Origin of the sequence: [Clostridium] celerecrescens 18A (assembly GCF_002797975.1) — a bacterium.
GTDB lineage: Bacteria > Bacillota > Clostridia > Lachnospirales > Lachnospiraceae > Lacrimispora > Lacrimispora celerecrescens.
Genome location: NZ_PGET01000001.1, coordinates 593330 through 612395 on the forward strand (window position 1 = coordinate 593330; position 19066 = coordinate 612395).

General features: G+C 44.6%; 15 protein-coding genes and 1 tRNA gene. 12 read left to right on the forward strand and 4 right to left on the reverse strand.

The window, feature by feature from the left end; translation table 11 throughout:
* Positions 1 to 3: 3 nt before the first annotated feature.
* Positions 4 to 591 (forward strand): DUF3793 family protein, encoded by a 588-nt coding sequence (locus H171_RS02805; protein ID WP_242976841.1) that lies wholly within the window; start codon positions 4 to 6, stop codon positions 589 to 591.
* Between the two features lie 61 nt (positions 592 to 652).
* Here the strand turns inward: H171_RS02805 and H171_RS02810 are convergent.
* Positions 653 to 724: transfer RNA gene (locus H171_RS02810), tRNA-Glu, on the reverse strand.
* A gap of 150 nt (positions 725 to 874) precedes the next feature.
* On the opposite strand from H171_RS02810, the gene H171_RS02815 reads away from it, so the two are divergent.
* Both H171_RS02815 and H171_RS02820 read left to right on the forward strand, forming a co-directional pair.
* The gene (locus H171_RS02815) at positions 875 to 1945 is read left to right on the forward strand and encodes an acyltransferase (RefSeq protein ID WP_100303789.1); all 1071 of its coding nucleotides are present in this window, start codon (positions 875 to 877) and stop codon (positions 1943 to 1945) included.
* Position 1946: 1 nt separating this feature from the next.
* Positions 1947 to 2129, forward strand: a complete 183-nt coding sequence (locus H171_RS02820; RefSeq protein WP_100303790.1) for a DUF6472 family protein — start codon at positions 1947 to 1949, stop codon at positions 2127 to 2129.
* A gap of 220 nt (positions 2130 to 2349) precedes the next feature.
* On the opposite strand, the gene H171_RS02825 is transcribed toward H171_RS02820, so the two are convergent.
* Positions 2350 to 3810, reverse strand: a complete 1461-nt coding sequence (locus tag H171_RS02825; RefSeq protein WP_100303791.1) for a nicotinate phosphoribosyltransferase — start codon at positions 3808 to 3810, stop codon at positions 2350 to 2352.
* Between the two features lie 868 nt (positions 3811 to 4678).
* Between H171_RS02825 and H171_RS24025 the strand changes: the two genes are divergently transcribed.
* The 9 genes from H171_RS24025 to H171_RS02865 all read left to right on the forward strand — a co-directional run bounded on the left by H171_RS24025 (position 4679) and on the right by H171_RS02865 (position 16679).
* Positions 4679 to 4852, forward strand: a complete 174-nt coding sequence (locus tag H171_RS24025) for a hypothetical protein (protein ID WP_157803100.1) — start codon at positions 4679 to 4681, stop codon at positions 4850 to 4852.
* 67 nt (positions 4853 to 4919) lie between these two features.
* Positions 4920 to 8033, forward strand: a complete 3114-nt coding sequence (gene ileS, locus H171_RS02830) for an isoleucine--tRNA ligase (protein ID WP_100303792.1) — start codon at positions 4920 to 4922, stop codon at positions 8031 to 8033.
* Positions 8034 to 8054: 21 nt separating this feature from the next.
* Positions 8055 to 10517, forward strand: coding sequence for a glycogen/starch/alpha-glucan phosphorylase (locus H171_RS02835; RefSeq protein WP_100303793.1), 2463 nt, complete (start codon positions 8055 to 8057; stop codon positions 10515 to 10517).
* A gap of 91 nt (positions 10518 to 10608) precedes the next feature.
* The gene (locus tag H171_RS02840; protein ID WP_100303794.1) at positions 10609 to 11529 is read left to right on the forward strand and encodes a SpoIID/LytB domain-containing protein; all 921 of its coding nucleotides are present in this window, start codon (positions 10609 to 10611) and stop codon (positions 11527 to 11529) included.
* Between the two features lie 40 nt (positions 11530 to 11569).
* On the forward strand, positions 11570 to 12325 hold the full coding sequence (locus H171_RS02845) for a M23 family metallopeptidase (RefSeq protein WP_100303795.1): 756 nt from the start codon (positions 11570 to 11572) through the stop codon (positions 12323 to 12325).
* A 204-nt stretch (positions 12326 to 12529) separates the two neighbouring features.
* On the forward strand, positions 12530 to 12976 hold the full coding sequence (locus tag H171_RS02850) for a CBS domain-containing protein (protein WP_100303796.1): 447 nt from the start codon (positions 12530 to 12532) through the stop codon (positions 12974 to 12976).
* Positions 12977 to 13360: 384 nt separating this feature from the next.
* Positions 13361 to 14788, forward strand: coding sequence for an ABC transporter substrate-binding protein (locus H171_RS02855; protein ID WP_100303797.1), 1428 nt, complete (start codon positions 13361 to 13363; stop codon positions 14786 to 14788).
* Between the two features lie 72 nt (positions 14789 to 14860).
* Positions 14861 to 15844 (forward strand): carbohydrate ABC transporter permease, encoded by a 984-nt coding sequence (locus H171_RS02860; RefSeq protein WP_092244927.1) that lies wholly within the window; start codon positions 14861 to 14863, stop codon positions 15842 to 15844.
* Positions 15837 to 16679 (forward strand): carbohydrate ABC transporter permease, encoded by an 843-nt coding sequence (locus tag H171_RS02865; protein WP_100303798.1) that lies wholly within the window; start codon positions 15837 to 15839, stop codon positions 16677 to 16679. The genes H171_RS02860 and H171_RS02865 overlap by 8 nt, the downstream gene beginning before the upstream one ends.
* Here H171_RS02865 and H171_RS02870 read toward each other — a convergent pair.
* The gene (locus tag H171_RS02870) at positions 16669 to 17583 is read right to left on the reverse strand and encodes an AraC family transcriptional regulator (protein WP_100303799.1); all 915 of its coding nucleotides are present in this window, start codon (positions 17581 to 17583) and stop codon (positions 16669 to 16671) included. The two genes, H171_RS02865 and H171_RS02870, sit on opposite strands and share 11 nt — an antisense overlap.
* A gap of 73 nt (positions 17584 to 17656) precedes the next feature.
* Positions 17657 to 19039: a GGDEF domain-containing phosphodiesterase gene (locus H171_RS02875; protein ID WP_100303800.1), complete on the reverse strand. Its 1383-nt coding sequence runs from the start codon at positions 19037 to 19039 to the stop codon at positions 17657 to 17659.
* Between the last annotated feature and the right edge of the window lie 27 nt (positions 19040 to 19066).

Genomic DNA, 19066 nt, shown 5'->3' on the forward strand with positions numbered 1-19066 from the left:
AGCATGAAAACAGGCGGAGGTACGGATATGCTGCTGGAAAGGAATCTAATCGAATATTGTTCCCCCACACTGGCCTCCATTAAGACGGCAAACTTATTCAGCCATCCCTTTTCGTCGGAAGTGGACTTGGAAAGCCAGCTCTCTCACCTGAACGGCCAGCTGGGAGAGAAGGGAATATCCTTGCTTTTGTTATGCTGGCGAGGGAATAAGGCACTGATCTATGTCTACCGGAAAACCCATTTGCAGGCTGATTTAAACCAGCCGGAAGTGGGTAAGTTTCTGAAGGTCTACGGCTATGAGCATATGGAAGTGGATGCAGCTCTAAAAAAGCTGAAAGAGAGGATGAATCAGGAAGGAGAATTTCCTCATGAGATTGGAGTTTTTCTCGGCTATCCATTGGGAGATGTGGTGGGATTTATCCAAAACGGAGGAAAGAACTGCAAATGCACCGGATGCTGGAAAGTGTATTCCGATGAGTGTGAGGCAGTAAAACTATTTGCAAGATACAAAAAGTGCAGGATCATGTATGAGAATCTGTGGCAGAATGGAAGGACCATCTGGCAGCTCACAGTAGCGTCTACCGGAAAATAAAGAGAAAAGAAACAAAAAACCCTAGTTTTCCTTTTGGAAAAACCAGGGTTTTTGCTTTTTATGACCTATCCGAGAATCGAACTCGGGTTTCCGCCGTGAGAGGGCGGCGTCTTGACCGCTTGACCAATAGGCCGTTTTATGTATGTCATCTCTGACAACTTCATTATGATACCATAGGAATTTTAGTTTGTCTACTCTTTTTTTAATAAAATAAAAAAATTGTCAAAATCGGATTTAATATGCTATACTTTTCTAAACCCAGAGAAAGCAGGGAGGAAGAGATATGGGGCTTAAAAAGCGGGAAGTAAAATACGATTACTTAAGGACTCTTGCGGTCTTCGCCATCATTATGGTTCATGCGGTTCCTGCGGAGACGCTGAATTTCAAGCAGTGGCTGTTTTCGGCAGCTCTTTCGCCGGTGCTTTTGTCATTTGTAGGGATTTATTTTATGCTTAGCGGCCTTTTCCTTTTAAAGTCCGGAACAGAAGATATTCCGGGATTTTACTGGAGCCGGTTTCAGACAATTGTTCTTCCCTTTGTATATTACAGCGGGATTTATTACTGGTATTTTGCTATCTATCTGGGAGTGGAGCCCCTTCGCTGGCAGGAACATCTGACAGCTTTTGGAAAGGGGCTTTTTACAGGAACCATTCCCATGACGCCCCATCTGTGGTTTATGTATGTAATCATGGCGCTGTATCTTTGCGCGCCTTTTTTAGCCCGTATGATGAAAGCCATGAGCGACAGGGATCTTAAGCTTTTTCTGGTACTTATGGTAATTGTCCAGGGAATCAGCACCTACCTTCCGGCTTTGGGCCTGGATGTGGGAGAGGGCTTTCAATATATGATATTTAAAGGCTGGCTCATCTATTTTGTCCTGGGATATGCATTAAAGCGCCTGTACGGTGGCAGCAGCTGTCTTCCCTTTGCGGTACTGGGTATTGCCGGCTTTAGCATCACCATGGTTCAAAAGTGTGTTACGCCAACCTTTACACCGGGAATTCACGACTTAGCCCCCACGATGATTGCAATGGCTGCTGCTATATTTCTGCTTTTCGAACGTTTCGGGGATATCAAGTCACCTGTCCTTGCAAAAGCTGTGGGATGCATAAGCAGGTACAGCTATTCTATTTATTTAATTCATTATTTTGTCCTGGGACAGGCGGCCAGAGGGCTGGTGGAAAAGACGTTCCTAAGACATTATTACGTACCCAAAATCCTTTGTGAGACGATCCTTACGTTTCTGATCTCCCTGGCAGCCGCCTGGATCATTGACGGGACCATAGGAAGGCTGCTGAAGAAAGCAGTGGGTGCGGTTTTTGATAGTAGGAAAAAGGGTAAGAGGAGAGATTAAAATGGACCAGAAAACGGGTTGTGAATATTGTGTACATTATGATTATAATGAAGAATACGAATACTATGAGTGTGAGATCAATCTGGATGAGGATGAGATGATACGGTTCCTAAGCAATTCTTCTCAACGCTGTCCTCATTTTAAATTCGGGGATGAATATTCGGTAGTGAGGAAACAGATGTAAGGAAACCGGTGAAGGAGACATGTAAAAAGAAGCCTTAAAAAGGGAGGAGCCGGTATCCCATGGAGGAATACCGGCAATTATGAAAAAAATTTTTATCTCAAAGTATGTTGGCAACATCTTTTTCTGATGTTTTCAGTATATCGGTTAAATATGAAGAAAATTTGACCAGGCTGTAAAAAGATTATGGCCAGAATGTGAACAATGGACAGGCCGGATCAGATCAGTCCCTGAAATGATAGCTTTCTAACAGCTGATTCTTCATATGCCAAAGCTCATTGGACAAGTCTACATGAACCTCGTGAGGGTTTACCAGACGGCGGGATTCATCCCAAAGGGTATCCAGTTCCTTTTTGCAGTAGGCCTGGATGTCCATAACGGCAGGAGTATCATAAATGCATTTCCCGTCTTTAAATATCTGGACCAGAAGATTCCTGATTGTATAGCTGTTGGGAGCCAGGTGTGTTTTCTTCCATGTTTCAATGGGGTCAAAGAGGAGCAGGGAATGGTTTTCTTTAAAGATTTCCCCTTCCAGACAGATTAAGTCTGCAATGATCTTACCGGTCTCCCGGCTGTAAATACGCTTGATGGCCTTATTTCCGGGATTGGTGATCTTTTCCGCATTTTCGGAAAGCTTAATCTTGGGGATAAACTGGCCGGTCTTTTTATCCATAATCGCCGCCAGCTTGTACACGCCGCCAAAGGAAGGACTGTCCTTGGAGGTGATCAAATTGGTACCAACGCCCCAGGAATTTATGGTAGCTCCCTGGATCTTTAAGCTGTTGATCAGAGTCTCGTCAAGATCATTGGAGGCGGAGATTACTGCGTCTGTGAATCCGGCCTCATCAAGCATCTTCTTCGCCTTTTTGGAAAGATATGCCAGGTCTCCGCTGTCTAAACGGATTCCATAGGTGGTAAGAGGAATTCCGGCTTCCCGCATTTCCTTAAATACCTTGATGGCATTGGGAACACCGGATTTTAATGTATCATAGGTGTCCACCAGAAGGATACATGCAGTGGGGTAAAGCTTCGCATAGTTGCGGAATGCGGTCAGTTCATCGGGAAAGCTCATGATCCAGCTGTGGGCATGGGTCCCTCTTACCGGAACGTGAAACATTTTTCCTGCCAGTACATTAGAGGTACCGATGCAGCCTGCGATCATGGCAGCCCTGGCACCGTAAATTCCGGCATCAGGTCCCTGGGCGCGGCGCAGTCCGAATTCCATAACCCCGTCTCCGGCGGCAGCGAATACGACGCGGGCTGCTTTTGTGGCAATTAAGCTCTGGTGGTTAATGATGTTAAGCAAAGCGGTTTCAATCAGCTGGGCCTCCATAATGGGGGCAATGACTTTAACTAAGGGTTCACGAGGGAATATGACAGTGCCCTCTGGAATGGCGTAGATGTCGCCTGAAAATTTAAAATGATGGAGATATTCCAGAAAATCTTCTTCAAACAGTCCGGTAGATCTTAAATAATCCACATCCTCCTGGCCGAAATGAAGCTCATTTACGTATTCAATGACCTGTTCCAAGCCTGCGCAGATCGCGTACCCGTTGCCTCCTGGATTACTGCGGTAGAATACATCGAATATGACGGTCTCGTTGGCATCTTTCTCTTTAAAATATCCCTGCATCATGGTCAATTCATAAAGGTCTGTTAATAAAGTTAAATTGCGCTGGCTCATAGCTGTTCTCCTTTTTTTTCCTTTTACTAAACCTTTTCGCACATTATACCATAAGTTTACAAAAAAACAATGGAATTGACAAAAAATTAACAATGAAATTAATGCCACAAATATCACGCAAGTATTCGTAAATGATTAAATAATCTAAATAAAACAATACAATTTGAAAATTAATAAATAACTTATAAATTATTATAAAAAAGTCTTGCAAAATACAGAGAGATAGGATATAATAAAGCCATAAACAAAAGAAAATAATTTCAAATCCGACGTTCTAATTTATTTCGGAGAATGACAGAGAAAAGGAGGATGATTCCGCCGAAAACATAAGTAATGTCTGAATCAGCAAAATGGCTAGTTCGGGCAAAAGGCAAAACCGTTAAACCTTAGCAGAGAACCGTGGCTGAAGCCGGAATGAAAATCTACCAATCTCTTTATATGCCTATAGTTCGTTATAACTGCAGAGAAATATTCATCCGATGGGTAATTTTGATTCATCCCGATTGAATTTTTATTCGGTAGCTGGATAACAATATAGAAGAATGAGAATAGCAATGCCGAAAATTTAGATTGTAGATGGTTTTAAGCGAAAGGTACGGGAAAAAATTCATATAGAGCATCCAGAGAACGCAATGCAAAAAACAAAACGTGAGAGGTATTTAGGAACCAATGGATGAAAGCATGTAGAACGGGTATCGAATTTCATGAAAATGAGTCGGTACCCGTTCCCCTTTGTGCCTTCCGGCGCCGGATGAAAACAAAATAGCCTTGACATTTCTTTTCTTAATCCCTATAATTAGAAAATACAGTTATATTAGTATAACCACATCATAATAGGAAGAAAAACTTTGATGGAGACAGTAGGACCATGGGAAATCCAAAGAGAGCCGGGGAGGGTGGAAGCCTGGCGAAAGTAGCATGGGTTCGAATATCACTCCGGAGTTTCCGGCTGAATGCATTGGCGGTAGGTCAGGACGTATTTTCTGCGTTAAGGGAAAGCATATGCTGGTATGCGGTAATAGGTGGTACAACGGAGATATAGTGAGGCTTTCGTCCTGATTACGGGATGGGAGCTTTTTTTATATATGGAGAAATGGAGGTCGCAAAAGATGTACAAGAAAGTCCCTACAGACTTGAATTTTGTAGCGCGAGAAAAAGAGGTAGAAAAATTCTGGGAAGACCATGATATTTTCAGAAAAAGCATGGAAAACCGTAAAGGAGGGGAGACATATCCGTTCTACGACGGTCCCCCTACTGCCAATGGGAAACCCCACATCGGGCACGTGTTGACCAGAGTTATCAAGGATATGATTCCAAGATACCGGACCATGAAAGGATATGACGTTCCCCGTAAGGCCGGTTGGGATACCCACGGACTGCCGGTTGAGCTGGAAGTGGAAAAGATGCTTGGCCTTGACGGCAAGGAACAGATCGAGGAGTATGGCCTGGAGCCATTTATCAAGTATTGCAAGGAAAGCGTTTGGAAATACAAGGGCATGTGGGAGGATTTTTCAAAGACCGTAGGCTTCTGGGCCGATATGGATGACCCTTATGTAACGTATGAGAATAATTTTATTGAATCTGAGTGGTGGGCACTAAAACAGATATGGGAAAAAGGTCTTTTGTATAAAGGCTTTAAGATCGTTCCCTACTGCCCGCGGTGCGGAACTCCCTTATCCAGCCATGAGGTAGCTCAGGGTTATAAGGATGTAAAGGAACGCTCTGCCATCGTCCGGTTTAAGGTAAAGGGAGAAGAAGCCTATATTCTGGCATGGACCACAACTCCGTGGACCCTTCCTTCCAACGTAGGCTTATGTGTAAATCCAGAAGAGACCTATGTTAAGGTGCAGTCAGGAGACTATACCTATTATATGGCAGAGGCTCTGTGTGAAAAGGTTCTGGGAGAGGAATACACGGTTTTAGAGAAATACACCGGAAAGGACTTGGAATATAAAGAATACGAGCCTTTATTTGACTTCGTAACACCAAATAAAAAAGCATTTTTTGTAACCTGTGACACTTACGTTACCCTCACTGATGGTACCGGTGTCGTTCATATCGCTCCTGCCTTTGGTGAGGATGACTCCAAGGTGGGCAGAAAATATGACCTTCCTTTTGTACAGCTGGTCAATGCGGCAGGTGAGATGACAGAGGAAACCAAATGGGCAGGCACCTTCTGTAAGAAGGCGGATCCAATGATATTAAAGGACTTGGAAGAAAGAGGACTTTTATTCTCTGCGCCTGTATTCGAACACAGCTATCCTCACTGCTGGAGATGTGACACCCCGTTAATCTACTATGCAAGAGAATCCTGGTTCATTAAGATGACGGATGTAAAGGAAGACTTGATCCGCAATAACAATACGATCAACTGGATTCCGGAGAGCATCGGAAAAGGACGTTTCGGCGACTGGCTGGAAAATGTCCAGGACTGGGGAATCAGCAGAAACCGTTACTGGGGAACTCCTCTTAACGTTTGGGAATGTGAGTGCGGGCATCAGCATTCCATCGGAAGCATTGAAGAATTAAAATCCATGTCCCCAAATTGCCCGGAAGACATTGAGCTTCACCGTCCTTATATTGACGCAGTGACCATTACCTGTCCAACGTGCAAAAAGCAGATGAAGAGGGTGCCGGAAGTAATCGACTGCTGGTTTGACTCCGGTTCCATGCCCTTTGCACAGCATCATTATCCTTTTGAAAATCAAGATCTGTTTGAGAAACAGTTCCCGGCTGACTTTATTTCTGAGGCCGTGGATCAGACAAGAGGCTGGTTCTACTCCCTTCTTGCCATCTCCACTCTGATTTTCAACAAGGCGCCATATAAAAATGTAATCGTTTTGGGGCATGTCCAGGATGAGAACGGGCAGAAGATGAGCAAATCCAAGGGAAATGCGGTAGACCCATTTGATGCCCTTGATACCTACGGAGCAGACGCCATCCGCTGGTATTTCTATGTGAACAGCGCACCATGGCTTCCGAACCGTTTTCACGGAAAAGCGGTTATGGAAGGACAGCGCAAATTTATGGGTACCTTGTGGAATACCTATGCATTCTTTGTGCTTTATGCGAATATTGATGAATTTGACCCCACAAAATACAGTCTGGAATACGAAAAGCTTCCCGTTATGGATAAATGGCTTCTTTCCAAGCTGAACACGCTGGTGGGAGATGTGGATACATTCCTTACCGGCTATCAGATTCCGGAAGCAGCAAGAGCACTTCAGGATTTTGTTGACGATATGAGCAACTGGTATGTACGACGAAGCAGGGAGCGCTTCTGGGCCAAGGGAATGGAGCAGGATAAGATCAACGCTTATATGACTCTTTACACAGCCCTTGTCACCGTAAGTAAGGCGGCGGCTCCGCTCATCCCGTTCATGACCGAAGAGATCTATCAGAACATGGTTTGCAGCGTGGATAAGTCTGCACCGGAGAGTATCCATTTGTGCGATTATCCTGTGGCTAATAAAACCTATATCGATAAGCAGCTGGAAACTGACATGGATGAAGTATTAAAAATCGTAGTCATGGGCCGGGCTGCAAGAAATACTGCCAATTTAAAGAACCGTCAGCCGATTGGCCAGATGTTCGTAAAAGCACCTCATGCCCTTCCTGTATTCTATCAGGAGATCATTGAGGAAGAGCTGAACGTAAAAAAAGTGGCGTTTACTGATGATGTAAGGGATTTCACATCCTACAGCTTTAAACCACAATTAAAGACCGTTGGACCGAAATACGGCAAGCAGCTTGGAGCTATTAAAAAGGCTCTGGGAGAGGTCAATGGCAATGAGGCTATGGATACCCTGAATGAAACAGGCGCTCTCACCTTTACTTTTGACGGAACAGAAGTTGTGCTCACCAAGGAAGACCTTCTTATTGACACCGCTCAGACAGAAGGGTATGTATCCGAAGGTGATAACACCATCACCGTTGTACTGGATACCAATTTAACACCTGAGCTTTTGGCGGAAGGATTTGTGCGTGAGCTGATCAGCAAGATCCAGACCATGCGTAAGGAAGCCGGGTTTGAGGTGATGGATCACATTCTGGTATACAGCAAGGGCAATGAAAAAATTGCCGGTATATTAAAAGACCATGAGGAAGAAGTAAAGAGCGAAGTGCTTGCTAAAGACATCATCCTTGAAACGCCGGCCGGTTATGTGAAAGAATGGAACATTAACGGTGAAAATGTAACCCTGGGTGTAGAGAAGGTTCAGTAAGCGGTTAGGAGGCCTTGTAGAATGAGTATGGGATTTGATAAGGAGATCTTTAAGAAAAGTGTTCTGTTTAACATGAAGAATGTATTCCGCAAGACGGTTGATGAGGCCACTCCGGAGCAGATGTACCAGGCAGTTGCCTATGCAGTAAAAGATGTTATTATAGATGAATGGATCGCAACCCATAAGGCGTATGAAGATCAGGATGTTAAAACCCTGTATTACCTGTCAATGGAATTCCTTATGGGCCGCGCTCTGGGCAATAACATCATAAGCATTATGGCTCAGCCGGAAGTAAAGGAAGTTCTTGAAGAGCTGGGCTTTGATTTAAATACCATTGAGGATCAGGAGCCGGATCCGGCACTTGGAAACGGGGGGCTGGGCCGTCTTGCGGCCTGCTTCCTGGATTCCCTGGCAACTCTAGGGTATCCGGCTTATGGCTGCGGCATCCGATACCGGTACGGCATGTTCAAACAGAAGATAGAAGGCGGATTTCAGGTAGAGGTTCCTGACGACTGGCTGAAGAACGGTTATCCATTTGAGCTGCGCCGCGCCGAATATGCCACAGAGGTAAAGTTCGGAGGCTATGTCAATACCATAAGGGAAAACGGAAGGGAACGCTTTATCCAGGAGGGATATCAGTCTGTCCTGGCAGTTCCCTATGATATGCCTATCGTAGGATATGGAAACAATGTGGTGAACACCTTAAGGATCTGGGATGCCCAGGCCATCAATACCTTCAGCCTGGATTCCTTTGACAGGGGAGACTATCAGAAGGCAGTGGAACAGGAAAACCTGGCGAAAACCATTGTAGAGGTCCTTTATCCCAACGACAACCATTATGCAGGAAAAGAACTCCGTCTGAAACAGCAGTACTTCTTTATTTCCGCCAGTGTACAGAGAGCGGTTATGAAGTACATGGAAAAGCATGAAGACATACATAAGTTCTTCGAAAAGACGGTTTTCCAGCTGAATGATACCCATCCCACCGTGGCAGTACCGGAGCTTATGAGAATCCTTCTTGATGATTACAGCTTAAGCTGGGATGAAGCATGGGAGATCACGACAAAGACCTGTGCCTATACCAACCATACCATTATGTCAGAAGCTCTGGAAAAATGGCCCATTGAGCTGTTTTCCAGGCTGCTTCCAAGAATCTATCAGATCGTAGAAGAAATAAACCGGAGATTCCAGCAGAAAATCATGGAGATGTATCCGGGCAACCAGGAAAAGCTTCGGAAAATGTCCATCATTTATGACGGTCAGGTCCGCATGGCCAATCTGGCCATCGTAGGAGGCTTCTCGGTAAACGGTGTTGCCAGACTCCATACAGAAATTTTAAAGAACCAGGAGCTGAAAGACTTCTATCAGATGATGCCGGAGAAATTCAACAACAAAACAAACGGCATCACCCAGAGGCGTTTCCTTCTGCATGGAAATCCCCTTTTGGCCGAATGGGTAACGAGAAAGATCGGAAGCGACTGGATCACCAATCTGCCTCATATCCAACGTCTGGCAATCTATGCCGATGACCCCAGGTGCCGGCAGGAGTTTATGGACATCAAATACCAGAACAAGGTGTGCCTGGCAAAATATATTAAAAAGCATAACGGCATTGATGTGGATCCCAGATCCATGTTTGATGTGCAGGTTAAGCGTCTTCACGAATATAAACGGCAGCTTATGAACATCCTGCACGTAATGTATTTGTACAATCAGATAAAGGATAACCCAAATCTTGATATGGTTCCCAGGACCTTTTTGTTCGGTGCAAAGGCGGCGGCAGGCTATGAGCGTGCAAAGCTGACCATTAAACTGATCAACGCAGTGGCTGATGTTATTAATAACGACAGAAGCATCGGCGGTAAGATCAAGGTAGTTTTCATTGAAGATTATAAAGTATCCAATGCAGAAATCATCTTTGCCGCTGCAGATGTGAGCGAGCAGATATCCACGGCAAGCAAGGAGGCCTCCGGCACTGGTAATATGAAATTCATGTTAAACGGAGCCCTGACCCTTGGAACCATGGATGGAGCCAATGTAGAGATCGTAGAGGAAGTTGGAGCGGAGAACGCCTTTATCTTCGGTATGTCCTCTGACGAGGTGATCCGCTATGAGAATGAGGGCGGATATAATCCCATGGAGATTTTCAACAACAACTACGAGATCCGCAGAGTACTGATGCAGCTGATCAACGGCTATTATTCTCCCCAGAACCCGGAACTGTTCCGCGATATTTATAATTCCTTATTAAATACCCAGAGCAGTGACCGAGCGGACACGTACTTTATTTTAAAGGATTTGCCATCCTATGCAGAAGCCCAGCGCCGGATCGATCAGGCGTACCGGGACGAAGCGTGGTGGGCAAAGGCTGCCATATTAAATGTTGCAAGCAGCGGCAAGTTTACCTCAGACCGAACCATCGAAGAATATGTAAAGGATATCTGGCACTTAGAGAAGGTAAAGGTAGAGCTGGAAGAAGTATAAGATTGCAAAAACGTTCCGGAAGTGATTCCGGGGCGTTTTTTTGCATATATTGAACAAGGGGACAGGAAGAGGGAAAGGTTGGTGATTCGGAATGATAAAAAAAGCGGTTATGGCGTGTATCCTTGCGCTGTTGTTTCCATACATAATTACTATGGCCTGGACGGGAAAGATCGAGGAGAAGAAAGAATTTCCCGCCATCACCAGCGGTAAAAAGATCATTCTGGACCGGAAAAGCGGAGAAACCTATATGGATGTGGAAGAATATCTTCCAGGCGTGGTGGCAAAGCAGATGCCGGCTGATTATGGCAGGGAGGCATTAAGGGCCCAGACGATCATTGCCCGGACATACATCTATGGAAAAATGAAAGGGCAAAATGAAGTGAAGGAATCGGAGCTCCACATGGAATATCTGGAAGAACAACAGATGGAAAAGCTATGGGGAAGCGAATCCTTTGTCGCCAGCTATCAGGCAGTGGAAAACGCAGTCCGTTCTACCACGAAAATGGTCATGATGTATGACGGAAAGTTGATTGATCCTTTATTCCACCGGGCAAGTACCGGAAAGACCAGGGCAGGAGATGAAAACCATCCGTATTTACAGGAGGTTGCCTGTCCCAGGGATGTGGAAGCGGAAGGTTATCTCGCCATGACTGCATATAAGAAAGAAGATTTTGCGGAAAAAATCAATCAGATTTCCGGCGATGTCCCTGTGAAGGCAGATCAAATTCCGGGAAGCATTCAGATCGTTCTTCGAGATGAGGCGGGATATGTGGGGCAGATCCAAATTGGCACCAAGGTTTATACGGGAGAGGAAATTCAGCGGGTTCTGGGACTTCCATCCGCGGCCTATAGCTTTGAAGAATATGATGAGGGAATCCGGGTAGTTTGCCAGGGAATTGGGCATGGATACGGCATGAGCCAGTACGGAGCCAGGTGCAAAGCAGAGGAAGGCTGGACGGCTGAACAAATTCTCCCCTATTTTTATAAAAATATTGTTTTAATTTCTGAATAACTCTTTCACTCTTGGTAAGAATATTATCGAGGTGATAAACGTGAAGGAGAAAATAAGTCAATTGTTCAAGGATAAAGTATTCCTTGTCCTGTTGGTTCTAGGCCTGCTGACTATAGTAGCTGCAGCAGGAGTCATTACCATTCAAAGAGGAAATGGTGGAGGAGAAAGCCCTTATCTGCAAGTACCGGATCAGAGCAATATGATTGTTGAAGAATCAGTCCCCCAGGAAACACAAGTGGCAGTTGCAGGAGACTCCAATGCAACGGCGGAAGAAGAAATGCAGGTGGCTGATTCCAATAAAGCCTCTGCAGCTCAGGAAACACAGGCTCCGGCAGTAAAGGCCGGAACAGACAAAAGCGCGGCAACGTCTCTGGTACTTAATTTTAGTGATGCAACCAGAATGACCTGGCCAGTACGCGGAAATGTCATTTTAGACTACAGCATGGATACCACAATCTATTTTCCGACTCTGGACCAGTATAAATGCAATCCAGGGCTTGTGATTCAGGGAGATGTAAGTACTCCTGTTGTGGCTCCTGCCAATGCAAAAGTTGAAAAAGTAGGCTCCAATGAAGAAATCGGAAGCTACGTTGTCTTAAATATGGGCAACAATTATACAGCTATCTGCGGCCAGTTAAAAGAGCTGCAAGTTGTAGAAAATGAATATGTAAAAGAAGGGCAGGTCTTAGGCTATGTAGCCGAGCCTACCAAATATTATTCCGTGGAAGGCGCCAACGTATACTTTGAATTGACTCATAATGATAAGGCGATTGATCCCCTGGATCAAATGCAATAAGCCAAATAGAGGAAATCTCAGGAAAATGTTATAAAAAAATAATAAAATGTTCATACGTGATTAAGAGTCATCTGCTATACTATAACCGATCAGTCAAATACCCGCAGCAAACTGTGGAATATTTGACCCCGTGGGCAGCCGCCAAAGTCAGGTTCGCTTGACCTTGGCTTGTTGCCTGCACGAGAATCAACGGGGAGTGTGGCTATGAACATATTATTTTTTTTAACACCTAAGAATGAGGTGGCTTATATTTTTGAGGATGATTCTCTGCGCCAGGCGCTTGAGAAGATGGAGTATCACAAATACTCTGCAGTGCCCGTTATAAACAGACGGGGTAAATATGTAGGGACAATCACGGAAGGGGACATGCTTTGGGGAATCAAGAACAAATTCAATCTTAACTTAAAGGAAGCAGAGCAGGTAACGGTGGCTGCCCTTGACAGAAGGTCAGATAACCGTCCCGTATATGCGGATTCCAATATGGAAGATTTGATTGATAAAGCATTAAACCAAAATTTTGTGCCTGTTGTAGATGACCAAAAGAATTTTATCGGGATCATAACCCGCAAGGATGTCATTCGTTATTTTTACAACAAGTCCCTGGAGGTGCAGCAGCCGGTGACAAACTGTAAGACTGCAGCCATTCAATAAAAATAAAAAAGCATTTTCCGCCAAAGATCTGGCAGAAAGTGCTTTTTTTTATTTTAAATATAACTTACGAATTCTCGAATTTTGAAATCTATTGAAACTCAGCGCATTTCTTGCTATAAAAGAAAAGCGAAAAACAAGAAGATTAAGGACAAAATAAATATATAAAGTAATAAAAATAGAATTTAATAATTATAAATACACAAAAAAATACCATTGTTAAAAAAATAACTCCATAAACTAAAACAAGAATTTCATATCGAAAAGCAATTTCTGTACATCGAAAAGCAAGATTTGTAAGGCAAAAAGACATCTTGTATGATACACTGGGTTTACAAGTCAACACAGAAATTTTTTTGATGAATATGAAAAGGAGGAGGAATAAACATGAAAAAACGGTTTATTATGCTGGCAGGTGCATGTGTGCTGGCAGGAGTGTTATCGGGGTGCAGCAGTGGTGCTAAGAGTGGATCCGCAGAAACGGGGGCAAAGAACGAATCGACAGAAACAGCAGCAAAGAGCGAATCCACGGAAAAGGCAGAAACGTCGGAATCTGGAAAAAAGGTAATCAATGTCTGGGCATTTACGGATGAAGTGCCCAAAATGATTGAAAAATACAAAGAATTGCATCCGGATTTTGATTATGAAATCAATCCTACGATCATTGCCACAACGGATGGTGCTTATCAGCCGGCACTGGATCAGGCACTGGCGGCAGGCGGGACTGATGCACCGGATCTGTATTGTGCAGAAGCTGCATTTATACTGAAATACACGCAGGGAGATGCCAGCCAATATGCGGCTCCCTACGAGGACTTGGGGATTGACGTAGCCGCAAAAGTGAAGGAAGCGGACATCGCCAAGTATACCATGGACATAGGAACCAATCAGGATAACAAGCTGGTTGCTTTAGGATACCAGGCCACAGGCGGCGCATTTATCTATCGCCGATCCATTGCAAAGGATACTTGGGGAACTGATGATCCGAAGGAAGTCGGCGCTAAATTGGGAGCGGGAAGCAATAGCTGGGATTCATTTTTCAATGCTGCAAATGATTTGAAAGCCAAAGGCTACGGTATTATATCCGGTGATGGTGATCTGTGGCACGCAGTGGAAAACAGCTCTGATACAGGCTGGATCGTGGATGGAAAGCTGAATATAGACCCGAAGCGGGAAGAATTTTTGGATCTGTCTAAGAAGCTGATGGATGGAGGACTTCACAACGATACTAGAGACTGGCAGGATGCCTGGTTTGCGGACATGAAGGGCCAGGGCTCAAAACCGATTTTAGGCTTCTTTGGTCCGGCCTGGCTGATCAACTATGTTATGGCTCCTAACTCCGGCGGCGAGAAAATCGGAGAAGGAACCTTTGGTGACTGGGCAGTATGCGAATCTCCTATCGGCTTTTTCTGGGGCGGCACATGGGTAATGGCAAATAAAGACTCTGAGGTAAAAAAAGCGGTTGGTGATATCATCCAGTGGATCACCCTGGAAACTTCCGAAAACGGCTTACAGTACATGTGGGCAAACGGTACTATGAATGATGCGGGAACAAAGGACACCGTAGCTTCCGGTACAGTTATGTCTAAATCCGATGGCTCAATTAATTTCTTAAATGGACAGAACATGTTTGACGTATTTGTTCCGGCAAATAAGTTTGCAAAGGGTACGAATCTGACACAGTACGATGAAACCATAAACATGTATTGGAGAGATCAGGTACGGGAATACACCGCAGGAAACAAGAGCAGAGAACAGGCGATTAAGGATTTCAAACAGCAGGTAGCAGATAATCTGGATATCACCGTTGAATAAATAATTTTGAGCGGGCAGGAGGGGAGGATCTTTCTTCTTGTCCGCCCGATTGCGTTGAATGGAGGAACTTACATGAAACGAAAGCATTCTGGTTATGCGAAATGGGGATACATTTTCTGTCTGCCCTTTACCATTGCATTTTTGATTTTTACTTTATATCCGATTATTTTTACTACTGTCATTGGATTTACGGATTGTAAGGGATTGGGTACGGTAAAGTTTCATTTTCTGGCGGACGATCCATTTTTAAACTTTAAAAACATTTTGGCAAATCCCTCGTTCCAGAAGTCATTTCGGAACACTTTAGGCATGTGGATATGCAACTTTATCCCTCAGATAGGTCTGGCCCTGCTTTTAACGGCGTGGTTTACGGATAACCGGAATCACATCAAAGGAAAGGGACTGTTTAAGGTATTGTTTTATATGCCAAACATTATTACTGCAGCTACCGTCGCCATTCTGTTCAACGCCCTTATCGGCTATCCCATGGGACCGGTCAATGATATTTTGATGACTTTAGGGATTACGGACCAGCCAATTAATTTTCAGGTCAACAAAGCCGTTGCAAGGGGAAGCGTATCATTTATACAGTTCTGGACGTGGTATGGCTATACCATGATTATTTTGATATCCGGCGTACTGGGAATCAGTCCTGAAATCTTTGAATCCGCAGAGGTAGATGGGGCAAACCGGATTCAGACCTTTTTCTATATCACGATCCCTAACTTAAAGACCATTCTGCTGTTTACATTGGTAACCAGCCTGATTGGAGGCTTACAGATGTTCGATATTCCGAAGCTGTTTTTACTCGGCGGACCGGACAATGCCACCTTAACCACCAGCGTATTTATCTATAATCAGGCATTTAGCGGCAGTTACTTATACAATCGGGCTTCCGCCGCCAGTATGATCATGTTTGTTATTATTTGCGCTGCATCTGCAATTTTGTTTTTTGCAATGAGGGATAAGGACGAAGCAGAATTGGAGAAGCTGACCAAACAGCAGGAACGGGAATATAGGAAAATGCAGAAGGAACGGAGGAAATCACATGAATAAAAAGCGCTGCTCATTGATATTGAAAGTCATTATTTACGTGGTATGCGTCTTCCTTGCAATTTTAAGCATTGCCCCGTTCTATATTATGATGATCAATGCCACCCGTTCTACGGTACAGATACAGCAACATGCAATTTCGCTTCTGCCTTCTACTTATATGATGAAGAATATAGCTATTTTGTTGGGAAAAAGTTTTAATCCTGCCAATGGTTTTTTGAATTCCCTTATCATTTCCACAGGGGCAACTCTTTGTGCGGTGTATTTTTCCAACATGACCGCATATGGGCTGGTGGTGTACAATTGGAGATTCCGTAAACCATTTTTCAGCTTTATCATGGCGATTATGATGGTTCCGGCGCAGATAACGATGATCGGATTCTACCAGATGGTTTACCGGATTCATATGACGAACAATTTCCTAATGCTCATATTACCGGCCATTGCCTCGCCTTCTATGGTGTTCTTTATGAGGCAGTATATGCTTCCTTCCTTGTCACTGGAAATCATTCAGGCTGCCCGCATTGATGGGGCAGGGGAGTTCTTTATCTTTAACCGGATTGCTATGCCGATTATGAAACCGGCCATTGCAACACAGGCGATTTTCTGCTTTGTGTCCAGCTGGAACAACTTGTTTACCCCTCTGGTACTTTTGACGGATCAGAAGAAGTATACAATGCCCATTATGGTAAGCCTGCTTCGCGGGGATATTTATAAGACAGAATATGGCTCTGTTTATATGGGGCTGGCTTTGACAGTGCTGCCCTTGATTGTGGTTTATCTGCTTCTTTCCCGTTACATAATTTCCGGTGTTGCTTTGGGCGGTGTTAAGGGATAGGCGAAATGGAAAATTGGCTGCGAAACTCGGTGGGGTTGTATTTTGTATACTTCTTAAAGCACCGGCTAAAGGAGGCTGGATTGTTGAACCCGGTTTGGAAAGCGATTGAGGTGATCGATTCTCCGGCCAATAACATTTCCTGAGCTGCCTGAATGCGTTTGCGGCTTAAATAGTCATAAAAAGTAGAGTTGGTATGTTCTTTAAACAGGCGGGAAAAATGGTATTTGGAAAAGCCTATATGGGCGGCCATTTTTTCTAACGTTAAGTTCTCGCCGTAATGGGCGTCAATGTAGGACAAAAGGCCTGTGAACTTTTGGTAATACTCATAGTGTTTTTCTTGAGAGGTTTGTGAATTGGCGGAGAGGGCATGATAGTACTCTCCGCCAATTGTCGTTAAGATGTTGATCAGTATCGCATAAATAGAATATTCCCAAAAGATCCCGCTTGGAAAATAGATGTCGTTGATCTCCATAAAACCGGAATAGATCCGTTCATAAATCCGGCTATGGTTTTGCTTGTTCATAAGGCAAGGTTCTAACAGAACCACATCCAGAAAGGAGGAATCGTAAAAACTGGACAGTGGTTCCATATTGAACATGTAAATGAAGCGGGAACCGCTGGTAGCCTGAAGGATCTCATGGATGGAAAAGCGGGGGATAAAGAGAATGTCGCCCGGATGTAAAGTGAAGGACTTTTTGTTGATGATGACGGTATAGTCGCATTCCACGGGTATGAGAATTTCCAATGCACTGTGCTGGTGAGGCGCATAGCCTTCTGTTTGAATGTTATGCCAGATACGGATATTGGAATTAAGGGAATATTCAACGTTTTCTAACAGGCCCTCCACTTGTCTGCCCTGGAAGGAACGGTCCTCGGGCCGTTCATAGTATGCGGATTTTGCCATATGGGGTCCCCCTTTCTGCATGCTGCTGTTTATGTAATGATACTGAATTTTTCTCTGAGTTTCTACTGGAAGATCAGCTTAGTTTTCCCATTTTTTCCTTTTCCTCTGCCAGGAGCTGATGAGATTCTGATAAGGAAGTGCCGAGGATTTTTAACAGAGTATCTTTTTCCAAGGTAGGTGAATAGTAAAACCCCTGCTGGTAATTACAGCCGGCTTCCGTAAGTATTTGGTTCTGGTTTTCCGTTTCCACACCTTCGGCAATGATGGTCATATCAAGATCTCTTGCCATCCGGACCAGCCCTTCAATGACGGACCGGGACCTTGGGTTCGTCTCAAGCTGCCATACGAACAGGCGCTCAAGCTTTAAGGTATCCACTGGAAGCTCCAGGATAGAGGAGACGCCAGAGTGGCCGGAACCGAATTCATTGAGGATGATCTCCACGCCCATTTCCTGCAATTGCTGAAGGGTCACGTTTATGTTTAAATAAGCCATGATCAGGGCGCTTTCCTGGATCTCCAGGGCAAGCTTTCCCTTGGGTATGTGATAGATATCCATCATACGCTTCACTTCGTCAAGGAGATCTTCCTGTAAAAAAAGAACGGGAGAAATGGGAAGAGCAATGGATTCAAATTCACAGCCAGTTTCAAGCAGTCCGTGGATGCACTGGGCTGCTTTTTCCAGTGCATAGTATTCAATGGCCCGGATCTGCCCGGAATCCTCTGCAACAGGAAGAAATTCGCTGGCTCCGATCATCCCAAGGCCTTTAATAAAGATGCGCATATAAAGCTCTGCCCGGGTAAAGGTCCCCGTATCAATTTGAAGGGTAGGGCGGTAACGAACCTCTACTTCTTCTTTTTCCAGGGCTGTCTTTAGATAAAGAGCAATGGTCTGGCGCCGCTGCAGCTGTTTCTGCAAAACGCTGTCAAAGACGACCGCCTGATTGGGACCTCCGTCTTCCGCCTTTATAACGGCCAGATCCAGACACTTTAACATCTGGTCCGGAGAAGCGGCGTGTCCGGGATAGGAGCATATGCCCATCTGTGCGGAACATAAGCAGTCGGTCCCGCTGATCTTCCAGACATGATCAAACCTTCCGGCAATCGTCTCAGCAAGCTCATAAGCCTGTCCCTGGGTATATTGATCCAGTATGATGATATATTCCACGCCAATATAATGGTAGACGTTTTTTCCTGTCACTTCTTTTAAATATGTAAGGATCTGTTCCAGAAGGCTTTCACAGTATTCATATCCGAATACCTGGTTCAGCCGTTTAAAATTCTCTATGTGAAGCTTTAGCACAGCGCCCCGTTCCATAGAGCTCATTACCTGGCTTAGATGCTTTAAACAGGCTTCTCGTTCCGGTTTGCTCTCCAATAAAACATCTTCTGTTACCTGGATTTTGGTCTCTGTCTCTGCTTGCGGGGGCAGAGCTGTTTTTTTACTAAACCAATTCATATGGATTTCCTCCCTTTTATCGGCTGT